13 protein-coding genes are annotated in these 13840 nt (G+C 57.1%); 1 reads left to right on the top strand and 12 read right to left on the bottom strand.

Going from position 1 to position 13840, the window contains the following annotated elements; genetic code table 11:
- Positions 1-35: 35 nt before the first annotated feature.
- The 7 genes from GGE09_RS07715 to GGE09_RS07745 all read right to left on the bottom strand — a co-directional run bounded on the left by GGE09_RS07715 (position 36) and on the right by GGE09_RS07745 (position 9064).
- Positions 36-2474 carry a DUF3772 domain-containing protein gene (locus GGE09_RS07715; protein WP_309745530.1) on the bottom strand — a complete coding sequence of 813 codons (2439 nt, stop codon included), beginning with the start codon at positions 2472-2474 and terminating at the stop codon, positions 36-38.
- Between the two features lie 7 nt (positions 2475-2481).
- Complete coding sequence (locus GGE09_RS07720; RefSeq protein ID WP_309745531.1) at positions 2482-3516, bottom strand: cysteine synthase A; 1035 nt, start codon at positions 3514-3516, stop codon at positions 2482-2484.
- A 56-nt stretch (positions 3517-3572) separates the two neighbouring features.
- Positions 3573-4634: an NUDIX domain-containing protein gene (locus tag GGE09_RS07725; RefSeq protein ID WP_309745532.1), complete on the bottom strand. Its 1062-nt coding sequence runs from the start codon at positions 4632-4634 to the stop codon at positions 3573-3575.
- Positions 4635-4643: 9 nt separating this feature from the next.
- A complete protein-coding gene (locus tag GGE09_RS07730; RefSeq protein WP_309745533.1) occupies positions 4644-5084 on the bottom strand; it encodes a TrgA family protein in 441 nt (146 codons plus the stop codon).
- Between the two features lie 12 nt (positions 5085-5096).
- Positions 5097-6308 (bottom strand): cyclopropane-fatty-acyl-phospholipid synthase family protein, encoded by a 1212-nt coding sequence (locus tag GGE09_RS07735; protein ID WP_309745534.1) that lies wholly within the window; start codon positions 6306-6308, stop codon positions 5097-5099.
- A gap of 73 nt (positions 6309-6381) precedes the next feature.
- A complete protein-coding gene (locus GGE09_RS07740; RefSeq protein ID WP_309745535.1) occupies positions 6382-7806 on the bottom strand; it encodes a deoxyribodipyrimidine photo-lyase in 1425 nt (474 codons plus the stop codon).
- Between the two features lie 34 nt (positions 7807-7840).
- A complete protein-coding gene (locus tag GGE09_RS07745; protein WP_309745536.1) occupies positions 7841-9064 on the bottom strand; it encodes an aminotransferase class V-fold PLP-dependent enzyme in 1224 nt (407 codons plus the stop codon).
- A 145-nt stretch (positions 9065-9209) separates the two neighbouring features.
- Here GGE09_RS07745 and GGE09_RS07750 point away from each other — a divergent pair, with 145 nt between their 5' ends.
- Entirely contained in the window at positions 9210-9587 is a 378-nt protein-coding gene (locus GGE09_RS07750) for a VOC family protein (RefSeq protein WP_309745537.1), read from the top strand.
- 69 nt (positions 9588-9656) lie between these two features.
- Here the strand turns inward: GGE09_RS07750 and acuI are convergent, their stop codons facing one another.
- Genes acuI through GGE09_RS07775 form a run of 5 tightly spaced genes read right to left on the bottom strand, consistent with a single transcriptional unit; the run spans position 9657 to position 13803 of the window.
- Positions 9657-10646: an acryloyl-CoA reductase gene (gene acuI, locus GGE09_RS07755; RefSeq protein WP_309745538.1), complete on the bottom strand. Its 990-nt coding sequence runs from the start codon at positions 10644-10646 to the stop codon at positions 9657-9659.
- A 13-nt stretch (positions 10647-10659) separates the two neighbouring features.
- Entirely contained in the window at positions 10660-11763 is a 1104-nt protein-coding gene (locus GGE09_RS07760; protein WP_309745539.1) for a dimethylsulfoniopropionate demethylase, read from the bottom strand.
- A complete protein-coding gene (locus GGE09_RS07765; protein ID WP_309745540.1) occupies positions 11763-12269 on the bottom strand; it encodes a DinB family protein in 507 nt (168 codons plus the stop codon). The genes GGE09_RS07760 and GGE09_RS07765 overlap by 1 nt, the downstream gene beginning before the upstream one ends.
- Before the next feature lie 20 nt (positions 12270-12289).
- Positions 12290-12991: a DUF1326 domain-containing protein gene (locus GGE09_RS07770; protein WP_309745541.1), complete on the bottom strand. Its 702-nt coding sequence runs from the start codon at positions 12989-12991 to the stop codon at positions 12290-12292.
- A gap of 14 nt (positions 12992-13005) precedes the next feature.
- Entirely contained in the window at positions 13006-13803 is a 798-nt protein-coding gene (locus tag GGE09_RS07775; RefSeq protein ID WP_309745542.1) for a DUF2182 domain-containing protein, read from the bottom strand.
- Positions 13804-13840: the final 37 nt, after the last annotated feature.

A 13840-nucleotide genomic window follows, 5' to 3' on the forward strand; every position in this document is an offset into this window, starting at 1 on the left:
GCCCTGTGAACGGGGATCGCCTTTGCATTTTGGGGTCAGTGTTTGGTGTCTTTAGGCTTTGCCTTAGCTACAGTATCTTCAGCTTCATCCTCGGCTGTATCATCTGGATCATCATCTGCTGACACATCACTCGCCGACTTGGCAGGTTTTCCAAGCTGGTCCAGATTTTTGATATAGACATCACGCTGCGCAAAGGGAATTTCGATGCCCGCGTCTTTGAACCGTTTGAAGATTTCGTAGTTCATGTCGGATTTGGCCGACAGCATCCAATTCACATCCCGCAAGATCGCGCGGATTTCGAAATCCAGACTGTCTGCGCCAAAACCCATGAACATCACCGCAGGACCGGGTTCCAGCAGCACCATGGGATGGGCTTCGGCCACCTCGCGTAGGATTTTTTCAACCTCGCGGGGGTCACTGTTATACGACACCCCCACAGGCACCCGCACACGGCCAGACATGCTGGAATGGGTCCAGTTTGTCACCGTGCCTGAAATCAAGTCAGCGTTGGGGATCACCACAGACGCGCGGTCAAAAGTTTCCACCTCGGTCGAGCGCACCGAGATTTTGCGCACATATCCCGAATAGGTTCCAACCTCGATCCAGTCGCCCGCTTTGATCGGGCGTTCAATCAGCAGGATGATCCCCGACACAAAGTTCGACACGATGGTTTGCAGGCCAAAACCGATACCAACCGACAAAGCACCAGCCACAATCGCCAGATTAGACAGATCAAGCCCCGTGGCAGTAATCGCAGAAAGGGCCGCAAGGAAAATCCCCACATAGCCCGTGCCCGTGACAATCGCATTCTGCCCGCCACTGTCCAGCCGCGTGTTGGGCAGAACCGTTGTGCGCAAGGCGGATTGCAACACGCGGGTGATAGTAAACCCAACCGAGAAAATCAGCACAAAGGTCAGGAAATCGGTCAGCGAAACACGGTTGTCACCAATCGCGATGCCGTTGCGTGCCATCAACCACAGTTCTTGCAGATCACTGACCCGTGCGCCCCAAATAAGCGCCAGAAACGGCAGGGCGATACAGATCATGATAAAGCCGACAGCCACGCGGAACAACGCGCCGTAGCGCTGGGTCTCACCCTCGGCCCCCGCAGCCACCACCGTACCCGAAGCATAGCCCGTCAGCGATCCGATCAGGCGGAAGAAGATATAAAGCCCCGTGATCAGCAACAATGACGCGGCTGTGGAAAACACCAGCATGGTGCCGCCGCTTTCATAGCCAAGGGCCGCCAACAGCGGCCCTGCCACGCCTGCGGCCACACAGATATTGCCCATGATCGCCGCGATACGCCCCAAGAACGGATTGCCACCTTCTTGTTTACCTGCCACACGGGCCTCATTGCCCAGAACCCGACCGATGCGGAACAGCGCAAAGCCGCCCACAACTGTCAGCGGGAAGGTCAATGTTGGCAAGGCTGCAACCAAAGACGGGCTTTGGCCAGATCCGATCACCATCGCATCCAGCATCGCGCGCAGCGCAAACATCAGCCCGAGCGCAAGGAAGGACCGGCGCATCGGACCTTTAAGACTGTTATCAATTTCGATCAAAGCGCCCTGTGTGGACGTTGGCACAAAAAGGGAGCGCGACAACCAGGCCGCAAAATACAGGGAAAACCCTGCAAAACCCAGACTGCGCAGCATGAAATAGCCACGCAGTTCAAACAAATCCAGCAACAGCAGCGCCTGCACCAGAACGATCAAGCCGATCGCAGGCAGCACCAGTTGCGACAATGACCCGACAAACCCGAACAATGCCGCCGTGGTGGGCGATGCATTTTGACTGACCGCAGCCTGCACATGGCGCGACCATTGGCGCGACCGCGCCAGCAACAGCAAAGCCAGACACAGCAAAATCGCCACACCCAGAATATTGCCCAACCGCCCTGCAGAGCGTGCGGGGTTGTTCAGATTGCTTTTCACCTCACCCCAAAGATTTTCGCCGAATTGGGTCAAAGCCTCCAAAGCGTCTTTGATCAAAACAGGGGTCAGTGGCGACCTGTTTTGGGAAATCAATTGCGCCGTTGTGCGGTCGCGCATCAATGTGTCGATCTGTTTGATCAGACTATCGGCCCGTTTGTAAGAATCCTCGGCCGATTGAACAGGCGCGCGGGCGTTGTTCAGGGCAGAATTCAGCTCGGCGCGCAGGCCAGCCACGTCCTCGGCTTCGGTCACCCCTTCGGCAGGCGGATCGCCAAGCGCCTGAAGCCGTTCAAAAATCGGTGTAACTTTGGTCGATGCCAGCGCTTTTTGATTGGTCGCGGCGGTTCGGAAATCCACCAGTTGCTGGCGCAATTGTTCCAGCGCCTGATCCGAGGCCGCACCGCTGTCCAGCACGTCTTGGGCGCGCGCAGCGGTGCTGTCGAAAGCCTTGGAGTCAAAAACAGTGGTAGTATCTTGCGCGAAAGCTGCCAGCGGCAAAGCCACCAGCAGCACAAGCGTCCAGAGAAAACGGGTCATCAGGGCTCTATTCAAAAACGGTCGGAATATCGGTGCGCTTCTTTTCCAACCAATGGGGGATCGGCAGGCCTTTTTCACGCAGGAAGGACGGGTTGAACAGCTTGGCCTGATAGCGGGTGCCGTAATCACACAGAACAGTCACGATGGTATGACCCGGCCCCATGTCCTTGGCCATGCGGATCGCGCCGGCTACGTTAATACCGGTTGACAACCCCATGCACAGACCTTCGTCTTGCAGCAGATCGAATACGATTTGCACACCTTCACCGTCCGGCACATTATAGGCGAAATCCACCTCAAGCCCTTCAAGGTTTTTGGTGATACGCACCTGACCGATACCTTCGGCAATGGACCCGCCATCGGCCTTCAATTCGCCGTGGGTGTAATAGTTGTACAAAGACGCCCCGTCCGGATCGGCGATGCCGATTTTCACGTCCTTGTTTTTGGCCCGCAGCCCGTCAGCCATACCAGACAGTGTGCCCCCAGACCCGCAGGCGCAGATAAAGCCGCTGACTTTGCCGTTTGTCTGATCCCAGATTTCTGGCGCGGTGGTGTCGATATGGGCCTGCTTGTTGGCCACATTGTCAAACTGGTTTGCCCAGATCGCGCCGTTCGGTTCGGTTTTCGCCAGCTCTGCGGCCAAACGTTCGGAATATTTGATAAAGTTGTTGGGATCGCGGTAAGGCTTTGCGGGCACTTGCACCAGTTCAGCACCTGCCAGACGGATCATGTCTTTCTTTTCCTGACTTTGGGTTTCAGGGATCACGATCACGGTTTTAAACCCCATCGCCGCCCCGACCAAAGCCAGACCAATACCAGTATTCCCTGCGGTGCCTTCAACGATGGTGCCGCCCGGACGCAGCTCGCCACTGGCAATCGCGCTTTGGATGATGCTGAGCGCGGCGCGGTCTTTGACCGACTGCCCCGGATTCATAAATTCGGCTTTGCCCAGAATTTCACACCCCGTCAGTTCGGACGCCTTGTTCAGACGGATCAAAGGTGTGTTGCCAACGGCATGGGGAAGGTCTTGGTAAATTGTCATCAGAGGGGTTCCTTAAGACTTGCTTGCACCATTGATACGCTTGCGCTTGGGTGGTTTCAAGCGGCGCTTGCACCTGCACGCAATCCTGCGCGATTTGCAGCAAGCCAAAACAGCGATAACAACAGCGGGCCGTTGTCAGCCTCCCCCGATGTGACCAAGGCCATGGCCGCGTCAAAATCCAGAATATGGGTTTGAATGTCCTCATCTTCACCCGCGACGCCGTGCACGCCGGTTTCGGCCTGTGATAGGTCCACAATCCCTACGAAAGAGTAAAGATATTCCGACAAACACCCTGGCGAGGGATAATAACTGGCGATATTTTTGAGCGAAAGCAGGGTCAGCCCTGCCTCTTCGATCATTTCACGGCGCGCGACTTCCTCGACAGGTTCATCCCCATCGCAGCGCCCCGCCACAGGTTCCAGCACCCAAGGGCAACTGTCCCCCCGCACATAGGCGGCGGGGCGGAATTGTTCTACCAGCACCACCTGATCCAACTTGGGATCATAGGGCAACACTGTCACCGCATCCGCCGATCGCATGACCGTACGATCAATCGGGGGTGACATGCCGCCGTCAAAGCGGGGATGGCGCAGGGTCAGATCCTCGACATCGAAATAGCGCGCATAGGGCAAGCTGCGGGATAAATCCTGCACCTGATCGGCGCGAAAGCCCCGCCGTTGTGCAACAGGCACATGGCGTTGGGACTGTTCCGCCCGCACATAGGATCGCGCCCGCATCACCAGGCCCGCACGTACAACAGGTGTGTTTTGGGAGGTGGAATCGCCTAAAATCCGTACAGTATCTGCGGCGACCAATTCCTCGGTCCGTCTGGCTTGGGCAGTAAAGTCTGCTTTGGTGTTTGCAGGGGCAATTAAGGCAAAGGCAGTGCCGTCCTGCAAAGGAACTTGTTTCACGTCACCTAACAGGCCGTTGAAATAACTTACGAAAGGCTCTTGCAAGGGATCTGACACTTTCGCTGAAACGCCATCACATCCCCCCGCATCCGGCACCAAGGCACCCTGTCCGTTGGGCTGAAACCCCGAAATCCGATCATCGCGCCACTCGGCCGTTGGCAGCAAAGCTTGGGCTACGGAACGATCCGTGAGAAAAACACGCATGGATTAGCATTACCGCCAGCGAAAGCTGGCTTGATAGGCTGCAACACCTGACAACAGGCCGCCAATCAACAAGGTCGCGCCCACATTGGGGGTCAGGGCCAGTACCACATATTCAAAGGTGGTTTGAATCCACAGCAAGGGAATTTCAATAGGATCGCGATAGCGGAATTGCCCCAGATTGTTCAACACGAATTGCCCGCCAAAAACCATACCGCAGCCAATCAACAGCATCACCAGCGTGCGCAGCCCGCTCATGGCGCCGGATATGTTACTGTGACCAGGATTGCGCCCGAGTGAATACCAACCCGCGAAAAATCCGACAACCGCGTTGCCCAGTACAAATTTTAACCCGATGGGCATTTCGCTATGTTCTAAGATGAAAACACAGGCCGCGATGGCAGCCGTCAGCGCCAAAGCCAGACCCGCCATCAATTTTGCTGCTGTTGGCATTCCCGCCCCTAGTTATTTTGGTCTTTGCACAGTCACTTGCGTCACATCCGTTGTGCCATAGTGAAAGCCCGAAGCACAACTCGTAAGATAGAAATCCCACATGTTTTTAAACCGTTGGTCGAAGCCCAGCGGCACGATGTCGGGCCATGCGTTGTTAAAGGTCTCATACCAGCGGCGCAGTGTGATGGAGTAGCTTTCGCCGAACTCGCAGGATTTGACATAAGACAACCCAGCCCGCTCGACCTCGGCGCGCAGGGCGTTGGTGCTGGGCAACATGCCCCCCGGAAAGATGTGTTTCTGGATGAAATCCACGGTTTTGCGATATTTCGGGAACAGCTCGTTTGCGATGGTAATAATCTGCAAACTGGCATTTGCACCGGGCTTCAGACGGTCGTGAACCGCGTTGAAATAGGTGGGCCAGTATTTTTCGCCCACGGCCTCAAACATTTCAATCGAAGCGATTCCGTCATAGCTGCCCCGTTCGTCGCGGTAATCGCGCATCACCACCTCCACCCGATCGGCCAGCCCTGCCTTGAACATCCGCTCTTTGGCATAGTCATGTTGTTCTTGGGAAATGGTCAGGCAGGTCATTTTCGCCCCCCGCGTGCCCGCAGCATATTCCGCGAAACCGCCCCAACCACAGCCGATTTCCAGCAGGTGATCGCCCTGTTTCATGCCCATTTCATCACAAAGGGAAGCGTACTTCTGGATTTGCGCCTTTGCCATATCCTCTTGGCCCGTTAGAAACAAAGCGGAAGAATAGGTCATGGTTTCATCCAGCCATTTGGAATAGAAATCATTACCCAAGTCATAGTGGTAGGATATATTCTTGCGGGCCTGTGCTTTGGAGTTGCCCCGCAACCAATGGCGCAGACGCTCGTAATATTGCACCAGAAACCCGCCCGGAAACCCGTGGCCCAATTCTTCGTTATTGGCAAAAACCAGATCCAGAAAGGCCTGCAAATCCGGCGAGGTCCACCAGCCCTCTAGGTAGGCATCCGTGAACCCCATGTCCCCCTCGCGGGCCAGTCGGGTAAAGACGTCCGGGTTCACAATTTCAACCCGCGCAAATGGTCCGGGGTTGGTTGCTTTGATCTGGAACACCCGCCCGTCCGGCAACACCATATCCAACCCGCCATTGCGGATTTTCTGCAACTGCGCAAAAGCCGCCCCAAAATAACGCGGCAGGTCTTTTTGCCCCTCAGTGGATGTAAGCACGTGCATCCAACACTCCTTGTTCTATCACGAAAGCCTAATACAAGGTTTTTTCCCTGCCAAGCCCCCTGTTAACCCCGTATTAACTGCCGCTCTTGGCGTTGGAATATGCCTCCAATGCGCGAAGACGGCCTTCTTTTAGGGTCAGGGCGGGCTCCGGATAGGGTGTGGCCGCCGTAATCTGCCAACTGCGTGGAATAGCTTGATAAAAATCCGCACTCGGGCAGCGGCCTGCAGCATCCAAGCCTTCGCTAAGATACAAATCGCGGTAGCGTCCCTGCCCGTCGAATTTCACCCCTTGTGTTTCGGGATTGAATACGCGGAAATAAGGCGAGGCATCCGGCCCGCAGCCCGCAACCCACTGCCAGCCCATGGCATTGGCGGCAGGGTCCCAGTCGATCAGGGTTTGGGCAAACCAATCCTGCCCGATGCGCCAGTCTGTCAGCAGGTGTTTGGTCAGGTAAGACCCCGCAATCATCCGCAGGCGGTTGTGCATGGTGCCCGTGACAAACAATTCCCGCATGGCGGCATCGACCATAGGCACGCCCGTCATCCCCCGCCGCCAGTTTTCGGCATCAGTATTATCACCGCGCCAGCCAAACCCGTCCCATTCCACCCGCCAGTTGCGGGTCAGCATATGGGGGGTGTGATAGGCCAGATGATAGGCAAACTCGCGCCAGACCAGTTCTTTCAGGAAATGTTCCGCCCCTTGCGCGCCTTCCATCATGGCTTGGCGGGCTGCATGCCACAGCCTGCGGGGGGCGATTTCCCCGTAGGTCAGGTTTTCGGACAGGCGCGAGGTAACTTGTCGGTCCGGAAAATCACGCCCTTCGCGGTAGTCTGTGATGGCGTCCTCTAGAAACTCTGCCAGCCGCGTTTGTGCCGCCGTAGCCCCCACATTTGTGTAAGGCAGCACCACATCCGCGCCGCGGTTCATGGCCGCGCCCATTTGCCAATCTGCCAGTCTATCGCTGGCAGGCCAATGATCGGGCGCAGGCAAAGATGTGGGCGCAGGCAGGCAATCTGCCACGGGATTGTCCCGCACAGCCCGCCAATACGGGGTGTAGACTTTGTAATAGCCGCCGACTTTGGTTTTCACCTGCCAAGGTTCAAACAACAGATGGCCTGCAAAACTTTCTGCCCCGATGCCTAGGTCTTTGAGCGCGGTTTTAACCGCCGTGTCCCGCGTGATGGCATCAGGATCATAAGCCCGAGACCAGACCACGGATTTTGCGCCGGTTTCCCGCACCAAATCCGTCAGAACATCCACTGCCCGCCCCCGCCGCAGGGTCAGGCGGCTGCCCAGACGGCGCAGATCGGCGTCAAGGGCGTCGATCCCCAGCCCCATTCGCCATTTCGGCGCGGCCCCCAGACCGGCAACGGTCTCGTCATGGATAAAAACAGGAAGAACCGGCCCACCAGATGCAATCGCATGGGCCAGCGCGGGATTGTCGGCCAGCCGCATATCGCGCCTGACCCACCAGAGAGTTGTGTAAGTGTCTGTCATATCCGAAAGAATACGCGCGACCCTTTGGTTTAGATCACAAAACCTGATCCAAAGCTGTGATCAATTTATCCACCTCGGCTTTTGAAGTGTAATGCACAAAGCTGACCCGCAAAACCCCGTGATCCGGATCAATCCCCAGCCCTTTCAGGCAGCGTACCCCGTAGAAATCGCCGCCCCCCGCCATAATGCCCAGCGGGGCCAGTTCTTGGGCCAATTGCTCCCCTGATTTTTGCGACAACATCGCCACCGTCGGCGCTTTGGCGCGAGCTTCGCGCGGGCCGATCAGGCGGACAGAGTTCTTATCCCCGAGGTAATCCAGCAAAGGCTGCAACAATTCCACCTCATGGCTGCGCATCAGGTCATGTACTGCCTCGCCCCGTGTGGCCGCGCGGGCGTCCACGCCGCCGTGATGGGCATAAACTGCGTCGATGTAATCGGCGATCCCGGCACAGGCGGCAATTTGGGCGTGATCTGGCCCGGCAGGTGTAAACCGTTTGTAGAGCGCCTCGCCATTGAAATAATGCCCCTGATTGGGCAGTTCCATTCCTAAACCTTCGCGCATCACCATGATGCCTTGGTGGGGGCCATAGGTTTTATAGCTGGAAAACAGATATACATCCGGTCCCAGCGCGCCCACATTGGGCAGGCCGTGGGGCGCATAACTGACCCCGTCTACACAGCTATAAACCCCTGCATCCCGTGCAATGGCGCAGATTTCGCTGACGGGGTTGATTTCACCGACCACGTTGGAACAATGGGGGAAACACAGCAGTTTCACCTTATCGTCCAGCAGCGCGCCCAGCCCGTCCAGCGGCAGGCTGCCGGTTTCAGGATCAACGCACCATTCACGCACCTCGATGCCCCGATCCGCCAGACGCCGCCACGGGCCTGTGTTGGCCTCGTGGTCTTGATTGGTGACGATGATGGCATCGCCTGCTTTCAGCCATTGCCCGAAAGCTTGCGCCAGCACATAGGTGTTCTGGGTGGTTGAGGGGCCAAAGGACAATTCCTTTGTAGCCACGCCCAAAATGGCCGCAAGCCGTGTGCGGGCTTCATCCATTTCTTCACCGCCAAGGCGCGAGGCTTCGTAGGGCGCATAGGGTTGGACTTTGCGTTGGGTGTAAAAGCGGGTCAGACGGTCGATCACCTGTTTGCAGGTATAAGACCCGCCTGCGTTTTCAAAAAACGCCTGTCCTTGCAGCGATGGTTCCGAAAAAGCCGGAAACTGGCTGCGAATGAAATCAATATCCAAGGTCATGTGTCTGCTCCCTATTCCCATGGCACAGCAGTGCCGCACCCACAGTAGAGCGTCAAGCCGCAAGAGGGGCCAATTCCCTGTTGCCAGCATTTGGCAGCACCCCCCGTTTATGCAGGGAACACGCAAACACATAGGAGCATTTGCCATGACCTTTACCCCGCAGAATTTTGTTGTCTGGGCCGAAATCCCCACCACAGATATGAAGCGCGCCATGACCTATTACGCCAAGGTCACGGGGGCCAAGCTGACGCTGGACGATACTGGCCCCAACCCCATCGCGATCTTTCCAACGGATAATCCGGCCCGCGCAGTGGCAGGGCATATTTACCCCGGCACCCCAGCAGCTAAGGGCACAGGCCCAACGATCCATCTAGCGGCTTATGGTGGGTTGGAACAAACCTTGGGCCGTGTGGCGCAAGCGGGTGGCCAAGTGCTGTCAGAGCCGATCAGCATTCCCGCAGGGCGGTTTGCCTATACGATTGACCTTGATGGCAATTCTATCGGCTTTTTCGAAACCCTATGAAGGGGGTAAAACGGCAAAAGCCCCACCAGTTTGGCGGGGCTTTTGTATTTTAATCTGAAAAAGCGGGGATCAGGCGTTTACGTCTACAACAACGCGGCCTTTGACCTGACCTTTCAGGATGTCTTTGCCCAGTTGTGGCAAGTCAGACAGAAGCGCCGGCTGGACCATCGCTTCTAGCTTGTCCATCGGCAGATCGCTGGCAATCCGTTTCCACGCCCGCAGACGGTTTTCATAGGGCTGCATCACGCTGTCGATGCCCAGCAGGTTCACCCCGCGCAGAATGAACGGCAGCACGGTCGCAGGCAACGCAGCGCCCCCCGCCAGACCAACCGCAGACACGGACGCGCCGTATTTCATCTGCCCCAGAACCCGCGCCAGCATATCACCGCCAACCGCATCGACACACCCTGCCCAAGTTTCCTTTTCCAACGGACGTTTGGTGGTTTCGTTCAATTCCTCACGGGCAACAATCTGTGTCGCACCGAGGGATTTCAGGTATTCCGCCGTTTCAGGGCGCCCCGTTACACCCGCAACTTCGTGACCCAAAGCCGCCAGCAGCGCAACGGCCACAGAACCAACGCCCCCCGCAGCCCCCGTGACCAGAACCGGCCCGTCACCCACTTTCAGACCGTGATCTTCTAGCGCCATCACAGACAACATAGACGTCAAACCGGCTGTACCAACCGCCATTGCCTGACGTGTCGTGATACCTTCTGGCAGGGGAACCAACCAATCCGCATTCACCCGCGCCTTTTGGGCATAGCCGCCAAAATGGATCTCGCCCACGCGCCAGCCAGTTAAAACAACCTTGTCGCCCGCAGTGTACCGATCATCATCAGAACTCTCGACAGTGCCAACGAAATCAATCCCCGGAATATGGGGGTAATTGCGCACCAGACCGCCCCCTGATCCAAGGCAAAGCCCGTCTTTATAGTTCACGGTGGAATACTCTACCGCAACGGTCACATTGCCTTCGGGCAAACGGTCCAGATCAATCTGCTGAACTGACGCCGAGGTTTTGCCCTCGTCGTCCTTTTCCACGATAAGTGCGTTAAACATGGTATTCTCCTTATTATAGCCAGAATTTTTCCCTGACAGTTGCTTCGCGCAATCCGTCGGGTGTTTGAACGTGAACCGATGTGTCCGCGTCCCAATGGGTCATGCGCACCATGCCTATGGCGACATTTGTGTTGAAATCGGGCGACCAAGCCGCCGAAGATACCCAACCGACCCGTTTTTCGCCCGCCAGAACCGGCCACCAGCGATCACAACCGCCAACGGCAGGGCCGTCGATGGCGATGGAGCGGATTTGTTGGATCGGGCCTTCTTTGGCCACCCGCAGCAGGGCATCGCGCCCGATGCAGCCGATGGCGGTTTGGGTGTCGCAGAACCGTCCCAGCCCACATTCATGTGGGGTGTTATCGTCGGTCATGTCGTTGCCGTAGGACAGTAAGCCGCCCTCAATCCGCTCGATCAGGTTCGGGCAGCCAGCGTGCACATCCAGATCGCGGCCTGCCTCCATCAAGGCATTCCACAGGGGCATGCCGATGTCGCTGCCCTCGACGTAGATTTCATAGCCACCCTGTTTGGAATAGCCCGAACGCGCGATAACCAGACTGCGGCCCTGAAAATCAAACCAGCCAAAGCGGAAGAAGCGCACATCTTTAACGCTGTCGCCAAACACCCGCGCCATCAAAGTTTCAGCCTGTGGCCCTTGGATCGCAAGCGGCGACACGTCTGGTTCATCCACCAGAACATCCAGCCGCCAGCCGTTGGCGATGCCTTTGACCCAGTATAACAAATCACTGTCAGCGATGGAAATCCACCAACGATCTTCGGCCAGTTTGACCGCCACGGGATCGTTCAGCATCCCGCCGGTTTCATCCACAATCGGCACATAATAACACTGGCCCGCCTGCATGCCGCGCAAATCCCGAGGGGTCAGCATCTGCATCAGCTTGCCCGCATCCGGCCCGCGCAATTCCACCTGCCGCTCGCAGGCTACATCCCAGATCTGCACGGCAGATTTCAGGTGGTGGTAATCCTCTTGGACAGAGCGGAACACCGTAGGCAACAACATGTGGTTGTAAACCGTATAGGCTTTGACGCCAGCCGCTTCGACTCCGTCGGAAAATGGCGTGCGCCGCAAGCGGCGGGACTGTGAAATCAAGGCCATTACATCTGCTCCATATAAAACAAATCCGTATCAGTTGTGGAAACACCCGCGGCGGTCAGCATGGCATGAACCTGCCCGCGGTGGTGGGTTTGGTGGTTGAAAAAATGGGTGAAGACCATCTCTTTGGGCCGCACCACATCAGCCTTCATCAGGCCCGAATACCATGTGATGTCCCCCGCGCATTGCGCCGTATCCATTCCGTTGGCCCAAGCCTCGATCCGCGCGTCCATTGTACGGCGTTCCGCTTGATATTCGGCCCAATCCGAAAACAGCGCCGCACTCGTTGCCCCGCTGCCCTTGGGGGACGGGCCGCCGTCAAAACGCCCCATCCACATTTGATCTGCCCATAATATGTGACTGAGCGTACCCGCAATTGACCCAAAGAACGCGCCGCGATCCAGATGCCGCGCGGCATCGGACAACCCGTCAGCGGCGGGAATCATCCAGCCGTTTTGCCAGGAATTATACCGCGCCATCATGCGCAGCCAGTCAGGGGACAATGCCATCGCTTTCGTCCCTGTCGGGCTTACGGACCGGACCATTCAATCGGGCAGATTTCCGCAGACTTGCCGCCGAAATCCCAAGCCCGACCGTGGTCACGCACCCGAGAGCGCAGGCCAACAGCAGCGATAATATCGGGGCCCATCCAGTATTTGGAATTCTTAATCACCACGGCTTCTTCGGGATTGGCCCCGCCCAAAGTTTCGATTTCGCCGTTGATCTTTTTGCCGATGTTGATGCGACGGCGGCGGCCATCGGTTTCAATTTCCACTTTGGTGCGTTCGGCGTGGATGATGGTGGACACCAGCATGGTGAACAACCCCGTAGTGCCCCCCGCCGCGCCCGAGAAGATTTTCAACAACCCGTCATAGGCTTTCTGCGTGGCCCGTTCATCCACATAGGCGGCAACCTTCCAGTCGCCCTCGGCCATGCGGCCCGGAATATCGGCCAGAAGACCCACATTCAGACCACCAATGTCCTCGCCTTCAAAATGGCCCTCGTCAATGCGAATGGCCATCCATGCGTGGCAATATCCTTCGGTGGGTTTATATTTACCCAAGGACACAACGCAGGGGCAGAACACGTCACAGGAACAGTTCAGAAACAGCTCACCCTTCAGTTTCCAATCGGTGGGTTCCTTGCGGCGGCGCGTGGGCGTCATCCGCTGGTCCAGCTTGTTCATGACCTCTATGCGGTCCGCCGCAGCCCTTGTCTTTTTCGTCGCCATCTGATGGCCTCCCTTTAGTAAATTCCCGCAGCCCGACCCGCCAAAGCAAGCCCCGCTGCAATCAACAATGCCCCCACAGGGCGCATCACGTAATGCGCCACTTGCGGCAGTTTTTCCAAAACCATCAGGACAGTCGCAAGACCCATCCACAACAGGTTCATCGCCCCGCCCGCAAAGCCAAGCGCCATATAGCCCCAGCAGCAGACCACACAATAGGCGCCAAGTCCAAGCCCCATGCGCCAGCCACCTGCCCCACCCGGACGCCAGTTGCCCAGAAAATATTGCATCGGTGCATGGCAGACCCCGTGGCAGACTTCTTTCAGCCAAGTGAACTGGAACCGGCCGACCACGATCAACAGCAGTGAAGTGGCCCAAATAGCGGTGGATTGGCCGAACATATCGAGCCAACCCAGGCGCATCAGCCCCGCCTGCACCAGCGCAATAGCCACCGCAAACCCGACCCAGACAAGGAAATAACCGCCCACCACACCGAACCACCCCGCCCAACTGCCGTTGGCGGATTTGATCAAGGCTTCATAGGTGGTGAGTGTGTGCACAAAGGTCGGCCCCATCATGGCCACCATCATCACCGCCCACATGGGCACCAGCATACGCAGGCTGTCCATCGGCGGCATACCCGCCATATCCATCATCCCAACCCGCGCGCCGTACCAGTTCAGCCCCATCTGCATGGCCATCGCATACATCATCCACCACGACATCAGAATCGCCACAAAAAAGGCAACCCACAGGGTAGATCGGATCAGGTGATGGGAATTCGCCAGCAAATCGCACCTATTTACAGGGTTCATTTTCAGGTCCGGCACTTGTGTCACAGGTGCTTTGGGT

Source organism: Roseobacter sp. N2S (assembly GCF_031454055.1).
Taxonomy (GTDB): Bacteria; Pseudomonadota; Alphaproteobacteria; order Rhodobacterales; family Rhodobacteraceae; genus Amylibacter.

Coding starts and splice junctions, on each gene's coding strand:
- GGE09_RS07715 (WP_309745530.1), bottom strand. CDS start 2,474: ATGACCCGTTTTCTCTGGACGCTTGTGCTGCTGGTGGCTTTGCCGCTG.
- GGE09_RS07720 (WP_309745531.1), bottom strand. CDS start 3,516: ATGACAATTTACCAAGACCTTCCCCATGCCGTTGGCAACACACCTTTG.
- GGE09_RS07725 (WP_309745532.1), bottom strand. CDS start 4,634: ATGCGTGTTTTTCTCACGGATCGTTCCGTAGCCCAAGCTTTGCTGCCA.
- GGE09_RS07730 (WP_309745533.1), bottom strand. CDS start 5,084: ATGCCAACAGCAGCAAAATTGATGGCGGGTCTGGCTTTGGCGCTGACG.
- GGE09_RS07735 (WP_309745534.1), bottom strand. CDS start 6,308: ATGCACGTGCTTACATCCACTGAGGGGCAAAAAGACCTGCCGCGTTAT.
- GGE09_RS07740 (WP_309745535.1), bottom strand. CDS start 7,806: ATGACAGACACTTACACAACTCTCTGGTGGGTCAGGCGCGATATGCGG.
- GGE09_RS07745 (WP_309745536.1), bottom strand. CDS start 9,064: ATGACCTTGGATATTGATTTCATTCGCAGCCAGTTTCCGGCTTTTTCG.
- GGE09_RS07750 (WP_309745537.1), top strand. CDS start 9,210: ATGACCTTTACCCCGCAGAATTTTGTTGTCTGGGCCGAAATCCCCACC.
- acuI (WP_309745538.1), bottom strand. CDS start 10,646: ATGTTTAACGCACTTATCGTGGAAAAGGACGACGAGGGCAAAACCTCG.
- GGE09_RS07760 (WP_309745539.1), bottom strand. CDS start 11,763: ATGGCCTTGATTTCACAGTCCCGCCGCTTGCGGCGCACGCCATTTTCC.
- GGE09_RS07765 (WP_309745540.1), bottom strand. CDS start 12,269: ATGGCATTGTCCCCTGACTGGCTGCGCATGATGGCGCGGTATAATTCC.
- GGE09_RS07770 (WP_309745541.1), bottom strand. CDS start 12,991: ATGGCGACGAAAAAGACAAGGGCTGCGGCGGACCGCATAGAGGTCATG.
- GGE09_RS07775 (WP_309745542.1), bottom strand. CDS start 13,803: ATGAACCCTGTAAATAGGTGCGATTTGCTGGCGAATTCCCATCACCTG.